At 60.7% G+C, this 13,485-nt stretch carries 12 protein-coding genes, 2 tRNA genes and 1 rRNA gene; 3 read left to right on the forward strand and 12 right to left on the reverse strand.

The features are described 5' to 3' along the window. Positions 1-28 precede the first annotated feature (28 nt). Entirely contained in the window at positions 29-919 is an 891-nt protein-coding gene (gene ilvY, locus M6G53_RS22820; protein WP_253334700.1) for an HTH-type transcriptional activator IlvY, read from the forward strand. An 8-nt stretch (positions 920-927) separates the two neighbouring features. On the opposite strand, the gene M6G53_RS22825 is transcribed toward ilvY, so the two are convergent. The 8 genes from M6G53_RS22825 to M6G53_RS22860 all read right to left on the reverse strand — a co-directional run bounded on the left by M6G53_RS22825 (position 928) and on the right by M6G53_RS22860 (position 9,631). Then, positions 928-1,629, reverse strand: a complete 702-nt coding sequence (locus tag M6G53_RS22825) for a DUF2461 domain-containing protein (RefSeq protein WP_253334682.1) — start codon at positions 1,627-1,629, stop codon at positions 928-930. Between the two features lie 67 nt (positions 1,630-1,696). Continuing rightward, the gene (gene ilvA / locus M6G53_RS22830) at positions 1,697-3,241 is read right to left on the reverse strand and encodes a threonine ammonia-lyase, biosynthetic (RefSeq protein WP_253334683.1); all 1,545 of its coding nucleotides are present in this window, start codon (positions 3,239-3,241) and stop codon (positions 1,697-1,699) included. A 5-nt stretch (positions 3,242-3,246) separates the two neighbouring features. After that, on the reverse strand, positions 3,247-5,097 hold the full coding sequence (ilvD, locus tag M6G53_RS22835; protein WP_253334684.1) for a dihydroxy-acid dehydratase: 1,851 nt from the start codon (positions 5,095-5,097) through the stop codon (positions 3,247-3,249). Positions 5,098-5,173: 76 nt separating this feature from the next. Beyond that, the gene (locus M6G53_RS22840; RefSeq protein ID WP_253334686.1) at positions 5,174-6,100 is read right to left on the reverse strand and encodes a branched-chain amino acid transaminase; all 927 of its coding nucleotides are present in this window, start codon (positions 6,098-6,100) and stop codon (positions 5,174-5,176) included. A 23-nt stretch (positions 6,101-6,123) separates the two neighbouring features. After that, positions 6,124-6,381: an acetolactate synthase 2 small subunit gene (gene ilvM / locus M6G53_RS22845; RefSeq protein WP_073534726.1), complete on the reverse strand. Its 258-nt coding sequence runs from the start codon at positions 6,379-6,381 to the stop codon at positions 6,124-6,126. Continuing rightward, complete coding sequence (ilvG, locus tag M6G53_RS22850; protein ID WP_253334687.1) at positions 6,378-8,024, reverse strand: acetolactate synthase 2 catalytic subunit; 1,647 nt, start codon at positions 8,022-8,024, stop codon at positions 6,378-6,380. The genes ilvM and ilvG overlap by 4 nt, the downstream gene beginning before the upstream one ends. 142 nt (positions 8,025-8,166) lie before the next feature. After that, positions 8,167-8,265: an ilv operon leader peptide gene (ilvL, locus tag M6G53_RS22855; RefSeq protein WP_013814970.1), complete on the reverse strand. Its 99-nt coding sequence runs from the start codon at positions 8,263-8,265 to the stop codon at positions 8,167-8,169. A gap of 133 nt (positions 8,266-8,398) precedes the next feature. Further along, the gene (locus M6G53_RS22860; protein ID WP_253334689.1) at positions 8,399-9,631 is read right to left on the reverse strand and encodes an MFS transporter; all 1,233 of its coding nucleotides are present in this window, start codon (positions 9,629-9,631) and stop codon (positions 8,399-8,401) included. Between the two features lie 341 nt (positions 9,632-9,972). Here M6G53_RS22860 and M6G53_RS22865 point away from each other — a divergent pair, with 341 nt between their 5' ends. After that, positions 9,973-11,496 carry a YifB family Mg chelatase-like AAA ATPase gene (locus tag M6G53_RS22865; protein WP_253334691.1) on the forward strand — a complete coding sequence of 508 codons (1,524 nt, stop codon included), beginning with the start codon at positions 9,973-9,975 and terminating at the stop codon, positions 11,494-11,496. 28 nt (positions 11,497-11,524) lie between these two features. Here the strand turns inward: M6G53_RS22865 and M6G53_RS22870 are convergent, their stop codons facing one another. Further along, positions 11,525-11,863 carry a MaoP family protein gene (locus M6G53_RS22870; protein WP_048232148.1) on the reverse strand — a complete coding sequence of 113 codons (339 nt, stop codon included), beginning with the start codon at positions 11,861-11,863 and terminating at the stop codon, positions 11,525-11,527. 119 nt (positions 11,864-11,982) lie between these two features. On the opposite strand from M6G53_RS22870, the gene hdfR reads away from it, so the two are divergent. After that, positions 11,983-12,810, forward strand: a complete 828-nt coding sequence (gene hdfR, locus M6G53_RS22875) for an HTH-type transcriptional regulator HdfR (protein ID WP_253334693.1) — start codon at positions 11,983-11,985, stop codon at positions 12,808-12,810. A 260-nt stretch (positions 12,811-13,070) separates the two neighbouring features. Here the strand turns inward: hdfR and M6G53_RS22880 are convergent. From M6G53_RS22880 to rrf, 3 genes are all read right to left on the reverse strand, one after another. After that, a tRNA-Trp gene (locus tag M6G53_RS22880) sits at positions 13,071-13,146 on the reverse strand. 51 nt (positions 13,147-13,197) lie between these two features. Next, positions 13,198-13,274: transfer RNA gene (locus tag M6G53_RS22885), tRNA-Asp, on the reverse strand. A 94-nt stretch (positions 13,275-13,368) separates the two neighbouring features. Further along, positions 13,369-13,484 (reverse strand): 5S ribosomal RNA (gene rrf, locus M6G53_RS22890). Position 13,485: the final 1 nt, after the last annotated feature.

Genomic DNA, 13,485 nt, shown 5'->3' on the forward strand with positions numbered 1-13,485 from the left:
GCAACACTCTCACTGCGAGCGTATCGATATGGATTTACGTGATTTAAAGCTGTTCCTGCATCTGGCCGAAAGCCATCACTTCGGGCGCACCGCCAAAGCGATGCACGTCAGCCCGTCGACGCTCTCCCGCCAGATCCAGCGGCTGGAAGAGATCCTCGGGCAGCCGCTGTTCCTGCGCGATAACCGCACCGTGCAGCTGACCGACGCCGGTGAACAGCTGAAAGAATTCGCCCAGCAAACGCTGCTGCAGTATCAGCAGCTGAAACACTCGCTCGGCCAGCACGGCCCTTCGCTCAGCGGCGAACTGCGGCTGTTCTGTTCGGTGACTGCGGCGTACAGCCACCTGCCGCCGATCCTCGATCGCTTCCGCGCGCAGCACCCGCTGGTAGAGATTAAGCTGACCACCGGCGACGCCGCCGACGCGGTCGACAAGGTGCAGTCCAACGAGGCCGATCTCGGCATCGCCGGCCGGCCGGAAACGCTGCCCGCCAGCGTGGCGTTCACCAAAATCGGCGAAATCCCGCTGGTGCTGATCGCGCCGGCGCTGCCCTGTGCGGTGCGCAGCCAGGCATTCGCCGACAGGCCCGACTGGGCCGAGATCCCATTCATCCTGCCGGAGCACGGCCCGTCGCGAAAACGCATCGAGCTGTGGTTCCGCCGCCACCGCATCAGCAATCCGCTGATTTACGCCACCGTCGGCGGCCACGAAGCCATCGTGTCGATGGTCGCTTTGGGCTGCGGCATCGCGCTGATCCCGAGCGTGGTGGTGGACAACAGCCCGGAGCCGGTACGCAACCGCATCTCGCCGCTGGATAACATCTCGATGGTCGAACCGTTCGAGCTGGGGGTCTGCGTCCAGAAAAAGCGCCTCAGCGATCCGCTGATCGACGCCTTTTGGCGCTTACTGCATCCCCGCTGACGCGAGATTTACAGATCCGCCGGATCGATTTGCTTCATCGTCTCTACCTGCATCAGCCAGTGGTAGAGCGGCTCAAGCTGCAAAAACGCCCCGGCCAGCAACGGCACCAGATCGGCGCTGAACAGCTTTTCCACTTCGCTGTCGGTCACCATCACCGCAAACGACTTGCGGTTGTACCAGGTGGCGATCGCCGCCGCCTGGTCCTTCACCAGCGGGCGCTTGTAGCTCTCGCCCACCAGCTCGAACGGCGGCCGGCAGCAGGCGGCCACCTCAAGGAAAGGCTGCGGCCGCTGCCTCAGCGTATGGCGGAACAGATCCATGGTCGGCTTGTTGGCGCTGTAGTAGCCGAGCCCATAGCGCAGCATGTCCGGCCCCAGTTCGAAAAAGTAGACCGGCGCGTCTTTCCAGTCTTTGCTCGGGCGCTTGAACGTCAGCCACATGCGGCTGCGGTAGCGCGATTTGTCATGAGAAAAGCGCGTGTCGCGATGAATGCGCGACAGCGTTTTGCCGATCGCCGGGCGAGTCTCGAACTGCGGGTCGATCGCCAGCATGCCGGGAGCCAGCTGCTCCACCAGCGCACGAAACGGTGCCAGCAGCTCGCGATCGTAGATGTCACGGTTGCCGTCGAACCATGCCTTATCGTTCTCGATCCGCACCTGCTGCAGGAAATTCAGGCCCTGCTGGCTAAAGCCGGAGAAGGGTTGCGTCATAAATTTTTCCGTTCTGACAGTTTATCGGGGGTTGCGTAAAGCCGCCCGCTACCGGCGGGCCGCATGTTCACCCCTGCAAAAAGAAGCGGAACGCCGGGTTGTCGGTTTCGTCGTGGCAATCGTAGCCCAGCGCCTGCAGGTGCCGCTCGAATTCCGGCTCGGTTGGCGCCAGTTCGAAGGCCGCCAGCACCCGGCCGAAGTCGGTGCCGTGGCTGCGATAGTGGAACAGCGAAATGTTCCAATGCGTGCCCAGCGTCTGCAGGAACCTGAGCAGCGCGCCCGGCGACTCCGGAAACTCGAAGCTGTACAGCCGTTCGCGCAGCGGTTTCGACGGTCGCCCGCCCACCATGTAGCGCACGTGCAGCTTGGCCATCTCGTCGTCCGACAGATCCACCACCTGATAACCGCCGGCGTTAAGCTCCTCGATGATCTCCCGCCGTTCGGCGTGGCCGCGCGTCAGACGCACGCCGACAAAAATGCAGGCGTTGTCGGCATCAGCGTAGCGGTAGTTGAATTCGGTCACCGAACGGCCGCCCAGCAGTTGGCAGAACGTGAGGAAGCTGCCCTGCTGTTCCGGAATGGTCACCGCCAACAGCGCTTCGCGCTGTTCGCCCAGTTCGCAACGCTCGGAAACGTAGCGCAGCCCGTGGAAGTTGAGGTTGGCGCCGGACAGCACGTGCGCCAGGCGCTCGCCCTGAATGTTGTGCTGCTGGACGTACTTTTTCAGCCCCGCCAGCGCCAGCGCGCCGGAAGGTTCGGCAATGGCGCGCACGTCTTCGAACAGATCTTTGACCGCCGCGCAGATGGCGTCGCTGTCCACGGTGATCACATCGTCCAGGTATTCACGACACAGGCGGAAGGTTTCGTCGCCGATGCGCTTCACCGCCACGCCTTCGGCGAACAGACCGACACGCGCCAGATCCACCGGATGGCCGGCATCCAGCGCCGCGCGCAGGCAGGCGGAGTCTTCCGCTTCAACGCCGATCACTTTGATCTGCGGCATCAGCTGTTTGATCAGCACCGCCACCCCGGCGGCCAGGCCGCCGCCGCCGACCGGCACGAAGACCCGATCCAGATGCGCGTCTTGCTGCAACAGCTCCATCGCCAGCGTGCCCTGCCCGGCGATCACCGTCGGGTGATCGAACGGTGGCACGAAGGTCATGCCCTGCTGCTGGGAAAGCGCGATCGCCTTCGCTTTGGCCTCGTCGAAATTGGCGCCGTGCAGCAACACTTCACCGCCGAAGCCGCGCACCGCATCCACCTTGATGTCCGCGGTGGACACCGGCATCACGATCAGCGTTTTGATGCCCAACCGTTTACCGGAGAAAGCGACGCCCTGCGCGTGGTTGCCGGCCGAAGCCGTCACGACGCCGCGCGCCTTCTGCTCTTCATCCAGCCCGGCGATCATCGCGTAAGCGCCACGCAGCTTGAAGCTGTGCACCGGCTGGCGATCTTCGCGCTTCACCAAAATGGTGTTGCCTAGGCGCGAAGAGATTTTGTTCATGGCCTGCAACGGGGTGACCTGCGCCACCTCGTAGACCGGCGAGCGCAGTACCGCTCGCAGATATTCCGCGCCGCAGGGGGCGCTGGGTAGGGGTTGAGAGACCGCCATGCTGCTTATCCCCCCAGTTTGCTCTTGTCGCGCACCGCACCTTTGTCGGCGCTGGTGGCCAACGAGGCGTAGGCGCGCAGCGCGAAGGACACCTGACGCTCACGGTTTTTCGGCGTCCAGGCCGCGGCGCCGCGCGCCAGTTCCGCCTCATGCCGCGCCGCCAGCTCCTGCTCGCTGACGTCCAACCGGATGCCGCGATGAGGAATGTCGATCGCGATCATGTCGCCGTCCTGCACCAGCGCGATCAGGCCGCCGTTGGCCGCCTCCGGCGAGGCGTGGCCGATGGACAGCCCGGAGGTGCCGCCGGAGAAACGCCCGTCGGTGATCAGCGCGCACGCCTTGCCCAGCCCCATCGATTTCAGGTAGGTGGTCGGATAGAGCATTTCCTGCATACCCGGCCCGCCTTTCGGCCCTTCGTAGCGGATAACGACCACGTCGCCCGCCACCACTTTGCCGCCGAGGATCGCTTCTACGGCATCATCCTGGCTTTCATACACTTTGGCCGGGCCGCGGAAGGTGAGGATTTCCTTGTCTACGCCGGCGGTTTTGACGATGCAGCCGTTTTCCGCCAGGTTGCCGTACAGCACCGCCAACCCGCCGTCCTGGCTGTAGGCGTGTTCACGGGTGCGGATACAGCCTTCCTTGCGGTCGGTGTCCAACGAATCCCAGCGGCAGTCCTGAGAAAATGCCTGCGTGGTGCGGATACCGGCCGGCCCCGCGGAGTACATTTTCTTGACGCTTTCGTCGCGAGTCAGCATCACATCGTAGGCTGCCAGCGTCTGTGGCAGGGTCAGCCCCAACACGTTGTTCACCTCGCGGTTCAGCAAGCCGGCGCGATCCAGCTCGCCGAGGATGCCGATCACGCCGCCGGCGCGGTGCACGTCTTCCATGTGATATTTCTGCGTGCTCGGCGCCACCTTGCACAGGTGCGGCACTTTGCGCGACAGGCGATCGATGTCTTCCATGGTGAAGTCCACCTCGCCTTCCTGCGCCGAAGCCAGCAGGTGCAGCACGGTATTGGTCGAACCGCCCATGGCGATGTCCAGCGTCATGGCGTTTTCAAACGCCGCCTTGTTGGCGATATTACGCGGCAGCGCGCTCTCGTCGTCCTGCTCGTAATAGCGTTTGGTCAGCTCGACGATGCGCTTGCCGGCGTTGAGGAACAGTTCCTTGCGATCGGCGTGGGTAGCCAGCAGCGAGCCGTTGCCCGGCTGCGACAGGCCCAGCGCTTCGGTCAGGCAGTTCATCGAGTTGGCGGTGAACATGCCGGAGCAGGAACCGCAGGTTGGGCAGGCGGAGCGCTCGATCTGCTCGCTGTCGGCGTCGCTGACGTTCGGGTTCGCGCCCTGGATCATCGCATCCACCAGATCCAGCTTGATGATCTGGTTGGAGAGTTTGGTCTTGCCGGCTTCCATCGGGCCGCCGGAAACGAAGATCACCGGAATATTCAGGCGCAACGCCGCCATCAGCATGCCCGGGGTGATCTTGTCGCAGTTGGAGATGCACACCATCGCGTCGGCACAGTGGGCATTCACCATGTATTCGACCGAGTCGGCGATCAGCTCGCGCGACGGCAGGGAATAGAGCATGCCGCCGTGGCCCATGGCGATGCCGTCATCCACCGCGATGGTGTTGAACTCTTTGGCCACGCCGCCGGAGGCTTCGATCTGCTCGGCGACCAGTTTGCCCAGATCGCGCAGGTGCACGTGGCCCGGCACGAACTGGGTAAAGGAGTTGACCACGGCGATGATCGGCTTGCCGAAATCGGCGTCGGTCATCCCGGTCGCGCGCCACAATGCGCGGGCACCCGCCATATTGCGGCCGTGGGTGGTGGTGGCGGAACGGTACTTAGGCATGCTCTTTTCACTCCAAATGTATTTATGACAGGCGGCGAACGAACCGCCTGGATATTCTTATCTGTCTGTCTTGTCGTTACGGATTTACCGGATCCAGCCAGCCGTATTTGTCTTCTGTCTTGCCGCTGAACAGGCCGAAGAACGCCTGTTGGATCTGTTTGGTCACCGGGCCGCATTTGCCGATGCCGACCTGAATGCCGTCCACGCTGCGTACCGGCGTGATCTCCGCCGCGGTGCCGGACATGAACACTTCATCGGCCAGGTACAACGATTCGCGCGAAAGCACCTGCTCGCGCACTTCGAAGCCCATGTCTTTCGCCAGCTTAATGATCGCGTCGCGGGTAATGCCCGGCAGCGCCGAAGAGGTGAACGGCGGGGTGTAGATCACGCCGTCTTTCACCTGGAACAGGTTCTCGCCCGCCCCTTCGGAAATGTAGCCGTGCACATCGAGTGCGATGCCTTCCTGATAACCGTGGCGGCGCGCTTCGCTGCCCACCAGCAGGGAGGAAAGATAGTTGCCGCCGGCTTTGGCCGCAGTGGGGATGGTGTTCGGCGCCGCGCGGTGCCAGGAGGAGACCATCGCATCGATACCTTGCTCCAGCGCCTCTTCACCCAGGTATGCACCCCAAGGAAACGCCGCGATAATCACGTCCGTTTTATACCCGGCCGGCGGGTTGACGCCCATGCCGACATCGCCGACGAACACCAGCGGGCGAATGTACGCGCTGACCAGGTTGTTCTTGCGCAGCGTGGCGCGGCAAGCTTCCATCAGTTCGTCGACGCTTTGCGAAACCGGCATGCGGTAGATTTTCGCCGAGTCATGCAGGCGCTGCATATGCTCGCGATGGCGGAACACCACCGGCCCCAAGTGCGAGTCGTAGCAGCGTACCCCTTCAAACACCGACGTGCCGTAATGCAACGCGTGCGACATCACGTGCACTTTGGCCTCGGCCCAGGGAACCATCTCACCATTGAACCAAATGTAATCGGCTTTCTTTGTCATTGTTATTGATCCTTCTCGGCGCCTCAGGCGCGTATTTGTTGTGATGTTGGCTGCTGGATCTCAACGCAGGAGACGTCCATCAGTTTGCTTAATTGAGATGACAACAAGGCGACCGGACGCGGGCTGGCAACGGTCAATTCGATATTGATGTTGTCGGCGTTGGCCGGGGAAACCATATTCATAGCACAAACCTGAAAGCCGCGATGACGCACGACCCGCAATACGCGCTCTAACATTTCGGGGCGAAAACGCGCCTGGATAGAGAGTTGATGCTGCATCATGATATTTCCTCCAACATGGTTTCGTTGCCGGCGCCCGGCGGCACCAGCGGCCAGACGTTTTCGAGTTCGTCGATAGAGACCTGCAACAGATAAGGGCCTGCGGTGTTGAACAGCGCTTCGAGCGCGCCCTCCACCTGATCCTTGCGGTTGATGCGCTGGCCGGGAATGCCGAAGGCGGCGGCCAGCATCAGGAAGTCGGGGTTATCGGACAGGTTGGTTTCGCTGTAGCGGCCGTCGAAGAACAGCTGCTGCCATTGACGCACCATTCCGAGGCGCTGGTTGTCCAGCAAGACGATTTTCAATGGCAGCTGCTTGCGCTTGATGGTGCCCAGCTCCTGTACGTTCATCATGAAGGAGCCATCGCCCGAGACGCAGATCACCGTATCTTGCGGACGCGCGACTTGGGCCCCTACCGCCGCCGGCACGCCGAACCCCATGGTGCCGAGGCCGCTGGAGGTGATGAAATTCTCCGGGCGTTCGAACGTCATGTGCTGCGCGCTCCACATCTGGTGCTGGCCCACGTCGGTGGTCACCACGCTGTTGGCCGGCTTGCGGGCGGACAGCTGGCGCAAGAACAATGGCGCGTAGATCGGCTGGCCGGGGTGATCGTAGCGACAGGCGTGCTCGGCTTTCAGTGCCGTCACCTGCTGCTGCCAGGCGGCGATATTCAGCGGGCGCTGCAACGCCGGCAGCAACGCTTTCAGATCGCCCTGGAGGGCCACATGCGCCTGGCGCAGCTTGCTCATCTCCGCCGGATCGATATCCATGTGGATCACTTTGGCGTGCGGTGCGAAGGCGTTCAGTTTGCCGGTCACGCGGTCATCGAAACGCGCGCCGACGGCAATCAGCAGATCGCACGCCTGTACCGCCAGGTTGGCGGCCTTGGCGCCATGCATGCCCAACATGCCGAGGTACAGCGGATCCTGCGCATCCGGCGCGCCCAGCCCCTTCAGGGTGGCGACATTCGGCATGCGGGTCACGGCGATAAATTCACGCAGCGCCGGTACCGCCTGCGCCATGCCCACCCCGCCGCCGACGTACAGCATCGGTTTGTGCGCCTGCGCCAGCAGCTCGGCCGCCTCTGCCAGCGCCGCCGCCGGAAACGCCGGCGCTTCGTCGACCGGCATCAGATGCGGGTGCAAGTCGCCCTGCGCCAGCTGGATGTCTTTCGGGATATCGATCAGCACCGGGCCAGGGCGGCCGCCGGCGGCGATGGCGAACGCTTCCGCCATGATGCCCGGCAAGGCGTCCAGCGATTCCACCAGGAAGCTGTGTTTGGTGCAGGCCAGAGACAGGCCGAGAACATCGATCTCCTGAAAGGCATCGGTGCCGATCAGCGCGGAACCCACCTGGCCGGTGATGGCAACTACGGGAACGGAATCGAGCAGCGCATCTGCCAGGCCGGTGATCAGGTTGGTGGCGCCAGGGCCGGAAGTGGCGATGCAAACGCCGACTTTGCCAGTGGCGCGGGCGTAGCCGATGGCGGCCATCGCGGCGCCCTGTTCATGGCGGCACAGCAGGTGTTCCACACCGCCGTCGTACAGCGCATCGTACACCGGCATGATTGCCCCGCCCGGATAGCCGAATACGGTATCCACACCCTGCGCACGCAACGCTTGAACTACCCACTGAGCGCCATTCATAGTTATTTCCCCGCCTTACTTCGACAACTGCAGTATTTTGTTCTGTTTTTCATGCTCTGCCCCTTGCTCCACTTTTCTCTTGCCAATAAAAAACCCCCGGACCTGACGGTGCGGGGGTTCTCTTGCGATTCCGGCTTGTTTACTAAGCCTTTCTTCGTCCAAGTGCAGCCCCGCACGGTGGGATAATAATCACCACCACGCTAATCACGACTAGGCTAATCACTTGGGCAAAGGCTTTCATAATGGGTTTGTTCACTGTGCTCATTCAGAACTAATGCTTACAGAGGTATCACAGCCGCGCGCGACATGACAACACTTTTTTTGCGTTATTATTCGGCGCAATCTGGTCATACCTCACGCGAATCGCCCCTTTTTCACACGCTGGCGCGCATGTTCGGATTTTTCGCCGCGCCGGTGATCGCCTTGCCGCGCGTATCCTTGCCGAAGAACACCAACAGGGCGATCGCCACCGCCACCGTACCGGCGACGATCGCCATCGCCAGGCCGTAATTATGCCCATGATGCTCGGCGATGGTGGCTTGCAGCGTGGCGTTGACCGAGGCGATCAGGTTACCCAGTTGGTACACGAACCCCGGCAGCACCGCGCGGGTGTTGGCCGGCACCAGTTCGGTCAGGTAGGTCGGTATCACACCCCAGGCCCCCTGCACCATGAATTGCATCAGGAAAGCGCCGATCCCCAACATCAGTGAACCGCTGGAAAACGCCCACAGCGGGATCACCGGCAGCGCCAGCAGCGCAGCGATGATGATCGCTTTCTTACGGCCGATCTTTTCCGATAACGAACCGAAGAAAACGCCGCCGATAATTGACGCGATATTGTAGCTTATGGCGATGATACTGACGGTTTTAGGGTCGAAACCGTGCTGAACTTTCAAAAATACCGGATACAGATCCTGGGTACCGTGGGAGAAGAAATTGAACGCCGCCATCAGCAGCACCAGATAGCAGCACAGCTTCCAGTGGCTCTTCAACACCGGCAGCAAGGCGGTGCTTTCTTTGCGCTCACGCGCTGCCAGCCACACCGGCGACTCCTGCACGCAATAATAAATAAACGGCAGCAGCAGGACCGGCGCTGCGCCGATAACGAACATGCCGCGCCAGCCGACCGTTTCGAACAGCAGGCCGTACACCACCGCCGCCAGCAGATAACCGAACGGATAGCCGGCCTGGAAAATGCCCGACATCAGCCCACGCGAGCGGTCCGGTATGGTTTCCATCGCCAACGACGACGCCACGCCCCAGATGCCGCCCATCGCCACCCCGTACAACACCCGCAACAGCAAGAAGACCGTCAGCGAGGGCGCGGCGGCAGAGAGCAGCTCAAACACCGAGAAGAAGACGATATTCAGCATCAGGATCGGCTTGCGGCCATATTTTTCCGCCGCGCGCCCGAAGATCAGCGCGCCGATCGGCCGCACTGCCAGCGTGAGCAGAATCGCCAACGTGACCTGTTCCAGGCCGACGTGAAAGGATTGCGCGATGTCGCTGAGTAAGAATACCAGCACGAAAAAATCGAAAGCGTCGAGCGTCCAGCTTGAAAAGCTGGCGATTGCCGCGTTGCGTTGCAGCGGGGTCCAACCAAACATAGTGTTATCCCTACCGTAGAGTACGAAGTCAGGAGGCTTAGCGGCTGCCGGGCAGAATGCGGCGGCGGTCTGGGTTTGTTAAAGAAGTGATTTTTCTTTTAATCAATTGTTAAATACACCCATTAAGCCTATGGTTGCAATGCGTTTTGGCCGCTAATGTGTTGCAGCCTTCAGCGAATTGTTAATGGGTATTGCCGCAGGCTGCGAGGCCGCTCGCACAATCTCATTTACTTCGATGAAAATCGGCTATTAAGATGCGAAAACCATCGAAAAACCACCAATAACGCCGCGCGCCGCCAGGGTGAATCGCGCATCATGTCGCCCTCAGCAAGGAGAGCGATATGTCACTGGCGGTAATCTATAGCCGCGCCATCATCGGCGTTCAGGCCCCTCCCGTAACGGTGGAGGTGCATATCAGCAATGGCCTGCCCGGCCTGACGCTGGTCGGCCTGCCGGAAACCACGGTGAAAGAGGCACGCGATCGGGTGCGCAGCGCCCTAATCAATAACGGCTTCACCTTTCCCGCCCGACGCATCACCGTCAATTTGGCGCCCGCCGATCTGCCGAAAGAAGGCGGGCGCTACGATCTGCCGATAGCGCTGGCGATCCTCGCCGCCTCCGAACAATTGCCCCTCGCACCGTTGGCGCGCTACGAGTTTCTTGGCGAGCTCGCGCTGTCCGGCTCACTGCGCGCGGTCAGGGGCGCGATCCCGGCGGCGCTGGCGGCGGCTGACGCCGGGCGACAGCTGATCCTCTCAACGGACAACGCCGCCGAGGTCGGCCTGATTGCGCAGTCGCACTCCCATACCGCCCGGCATCTGTTGGAAGTCTGCGCCTTTCTGCTCGGCCAGGGTGAACTGCCGGTGGCGACCGCGCCTCCCGCTGCGGACAACACCTGCGAAAACGCCGATCTGCGCGACATCATTGGGCAGGAACAGGCCAAGCGAGCGCTGGAGATCGCCGCCGCCGGCGGGCATAACCTGCTGCTGATTGGGCCACCGGGCACCGGTAAAACCATGTTGGCCAGCCGCCTCACGGGCTTGCTGCCGCCGCTCACGGAGCATGAGGCGCTGGAAAGCCTGGCGGTCGCCAGCTTGCAGCACCATATCCCCGCCGCCCTGCCATGGTGCCAGAGGCCGTTTCGCGCACCGCATCACAGTGCATCGATGGCGGCGTTGGTCGGCGGCGGCTCACTGCCGCGCCCGGGCGAGATCTCTATGGCGCATAACGGCGTGCTGTTTCTGGATGAGCTACCGGAATTCGAGCGTAAGGTACTGGATGCACTGCGTGAACCGCTGGAGTCCGGCGAGATCGTGATTTCACGCGCCAACGCCAAGGTCTGTTTCCCCGCCAGAGTGCAGTTGATCGCGGCGATGAACCCCAGCCCGACCGGGCATTATCAGGGGTTGCACAACCGCGTCTCCCCGCAGCAGGTGTTGCGCTATCTGGCCCGGCTGTCAGGGCCTTTTCTCGACCGTTTCGATCTGTCTATCGAAGTGCCGCTGTTACCGCCGGGTACGCTCAGTCAGCGGAAAACGCATGGAGAGAGCAGTGAGCAAGTGCGGGAAAGGGTTCAGCAGGCGCGCGCCCGGCAGCTCGAACGCGCCGGGAAAGTCAACGCACTGTTGAGCAACCGCGAAGTGGAACGTGATTGCGTTCTGCAGGCGGCAGACGCCGAGTTTTTGGAGGCAACATTAAACGCGCTGGGGTTATCGGTCCGCGCCTGGCAGCGCATTTTGAAAGTTGCGCGCACGCTGGCGGATTTGGCGGGGGATGCAGAGCTCAACAGGAGCCACCTCAGCGAAGCGCTGGGCTATCGCAGTATGGATCGTCTGCTGTTACAGCTGCATCGTAGTCTGGAATAGAAAATGGGGCCCGCAGGCCCCATTGTCTTTAGTCGTCACTGTCGCTGTAATCTTCTACTGCGTCAGCCTGCGGTTTACCGCCGGACAGCGTATGGAATTTCTTCGGGCGACGTGTGCGCGCCAGATATTTAGCCCATACTTTTTCCTGCTCGGTAGCCGCTTCGCGCTCACCGCGGCACACTGCGACGAACAGCTGTTCTTCTTCAGTGACCGGCTGGCGTTTGCCCGAGTCCAGCTCGTTAAACGCGTAGCCGAAGCGCTCTAGCAATTGCGCCTCTTTAATGGTGAAATCGCCGTGACGGGAGAACCCGCGAGGGTAATGTTTATTATCAAAAAAACGATTGGTCGTGGTGAAGCTATCCGCCATCTGACACGCTCCTAATTCTCTTATGGCCGTGCTGTTTATGGCGCGGAGTATTAGATAGGCTTGACAGCGTGTAAAACAAAACATTTAAATCTTAACGACAAATTTTTTTGGAGATAGGTGTGGATACCGAATTACTGAAAACCTTTTTGGAGGTCAGTAGAACGCGTCACTTTGGCAGAGCCGCAGAATCTTTGTACTTAACGCAGTCCGCGGTCAGTTTCCGCATCCGTCAGTTAGAAAACCAGCTGGGCGCAAATTTATTTACCCGTCATCGCAATAATATCCGCCTGACGCCTGCCGGCGAGCGGCTTCTGCCCTATGCCGAGAGCCTGATGAACACCTGGCAGTTGGCGAAGAAGGAGGTCGTGCGTTCGCTGCAACACACCGAGTTGTCGATCGGCGCTACCGCTTCGCTGTGGGAAGCCTATCTGACTCCCTGGTTGCAGGCGCTCTATCAACAACGCGAGGCGCTGCAGCTCGAAGCCAGGGTGGCATTAAGGCACTCTTTGGTAAAACAACTGCATGAAAGACAGCTCGATTTACTGATCACCACTGAACCGCCGAAGATGGATGAATTGGCCAGCCAGCAGCTGAGCAATTTCTCATTACGCCTGTTCTCATCCGCCTGCCGTGACAAACAGGCACCGATGCCCTACATCAAGCTGGAGTGGGGAGCCGACTTCCACCAACAGGAAAACCGCCTGCTGGAAGGTGATAACGTGCCGGTCCTCACCACCACCTCCGCTCACCTGACGCGTCAGTTGCTGGAAACCACAGGCGGATGCGCTTTCCTGCCCAGCCAGTGGGAAAAAGAGTACCCGCAGCTGGTTGCCGCCGCCGAGATCCCGCCAATTATCCGCCCACTGTATGCCGTCTGGTTGCAAAACAGCGATCAACAGCCTTTGATTCGGCAATTACTTAAAATACCTTTAAATACCGCAGCCTAAAGCGTTATGGCGGCCTTAAACGCCGCCATCGTGGCCATGACTGTCTATCACGCTAAAACGCGCCCACCGCCTTCTGAGAGAAGATAATGAAAAACGACAAGAGAATCGGGTGGTCTGTGGGGTAAAGATCGGAAGGGCATGAAGCAACCAAAGCCAGGTAAACATCAGTATATGGCGTCTAAGGCGCTCTTTTCCAAAATGATAAGGAAGAAAAGAACGAGCAAAAAAAAACCCTTTGCTTTCGCAAAGGGTTCTTAATATGGCAGGGGCGGAGAGACTCGAACTCGCGACACCCGGTTTTGGAGACCGGTGCTCTACCAACTGAGCTACGCCCCTAAATCTCGCTTAACATTATGCCTGCTAATAAAGCAGGCATAATTAAATAAGTGGCGGAACGGACGGGGCTCGAACCCGCGACCCCCTGCGTGACAGGCAGGTATTCTAACCAACTGAACTACCGCTCCACCGATTCTTTTACGTTGCATCTCTCGATGCCGGCAAACTCGCGCTCTGCGAGTTGCGCATTACCAGTCGTCACACTGATAACGTTTATTTGATGCCTGGCAGTGTCCTACTCTCGCATGGGGAGACCCCACACTACCATCGGCGCTACGGCGTTTCACTTCTGAGTTCGGCATGGGGTCAGGTGGGACCACCGCGCTATTGCCGCCAGGC

The sequence above is a fragment of the Serratia nevei genome (assembly GCF_024160145.1).
GTDB classification, from domain to species: domain Bacteria; phylum Pseudomonadota; class Gammaproteobacteria; order Enterobacterales; family Enterobacteriaceae; genus Serratia; species Serratia nevei_A.

Coding starts and splice junctions, on each gene's coding strand:
- ilvY (WP_253334700.1), top strand. CDS start 29: ATGGATTTACGTGATTTAAAGCTGTTCCTGCATCTGGCCGAAAGCCAT.
- M6G53_RS22825 (WP_253334682.1), bottom strand. CDS start 1,629: ATGACGCAACCCTTCTCCGGCTTTAGCCAGCAGGGCCTGAATTTCCTG.
- ilvA (WP_253334683.1), bottom strand. CDS start 3,241: ATGGCGGTCTCTCAACCCCTACCCAGCGCCCCCTGCGGCGCGGAATAT.
- ilvD (WP_253334684.1), bottom strand. CDS start 5,097: ATGCCTAAGTACCGTTCCGCCACCACCACCCACGGCCGCAATATGGCG.
- M6G53_RS22840 (WP_253334686.1), bottom strand. CDS start 6,100: ATGACAAAGAAAGCCGATTACATTTGGTTCAATGGTGAGATGGTTCCC.
- ilvM (WP_073534726.1), bottom strand. CDS start 6,381: ATGATGCAGCATCAACTCTCTATCCAGGCGCGTTTTCGCCCCGAAATG.
- ilvG (WP_253334687.1), bottom strand. CDS start 8,024: ATGAATGGCGCTCAGTGGGTAGTTCAAGCGTTGCGTGCGCAGGGTGTG.
- ilvL (WP_013814970.1), bottom strand. CDS start 8,265: ATGAAAGCCTTTGCCCAAGTGATTAGCCTAGTCGTGATTAGCGTGGTG.
- M6G53_RS22860 (WP_253334689.1), bottom strand. CDS start 9,631: ATGTTTGGTTGGACCCCGCTGCAACGCAACGCGGCAATCGCCAGCTTT.
- M6G53_RS22865 (WP_253334691.1), top strand. CDS start 9,973: ATGTCACTGGCGGTAATCTATAGCCGCGCCATCATCGGCGTTCAGGCC.
- M6G53_RS22870 (WP_048232148.1), bottom strand. CDS start 11,863: ATGGCGGATAGCTTCACCACGACCAATCGTTTTTTTGATAATAAACAT.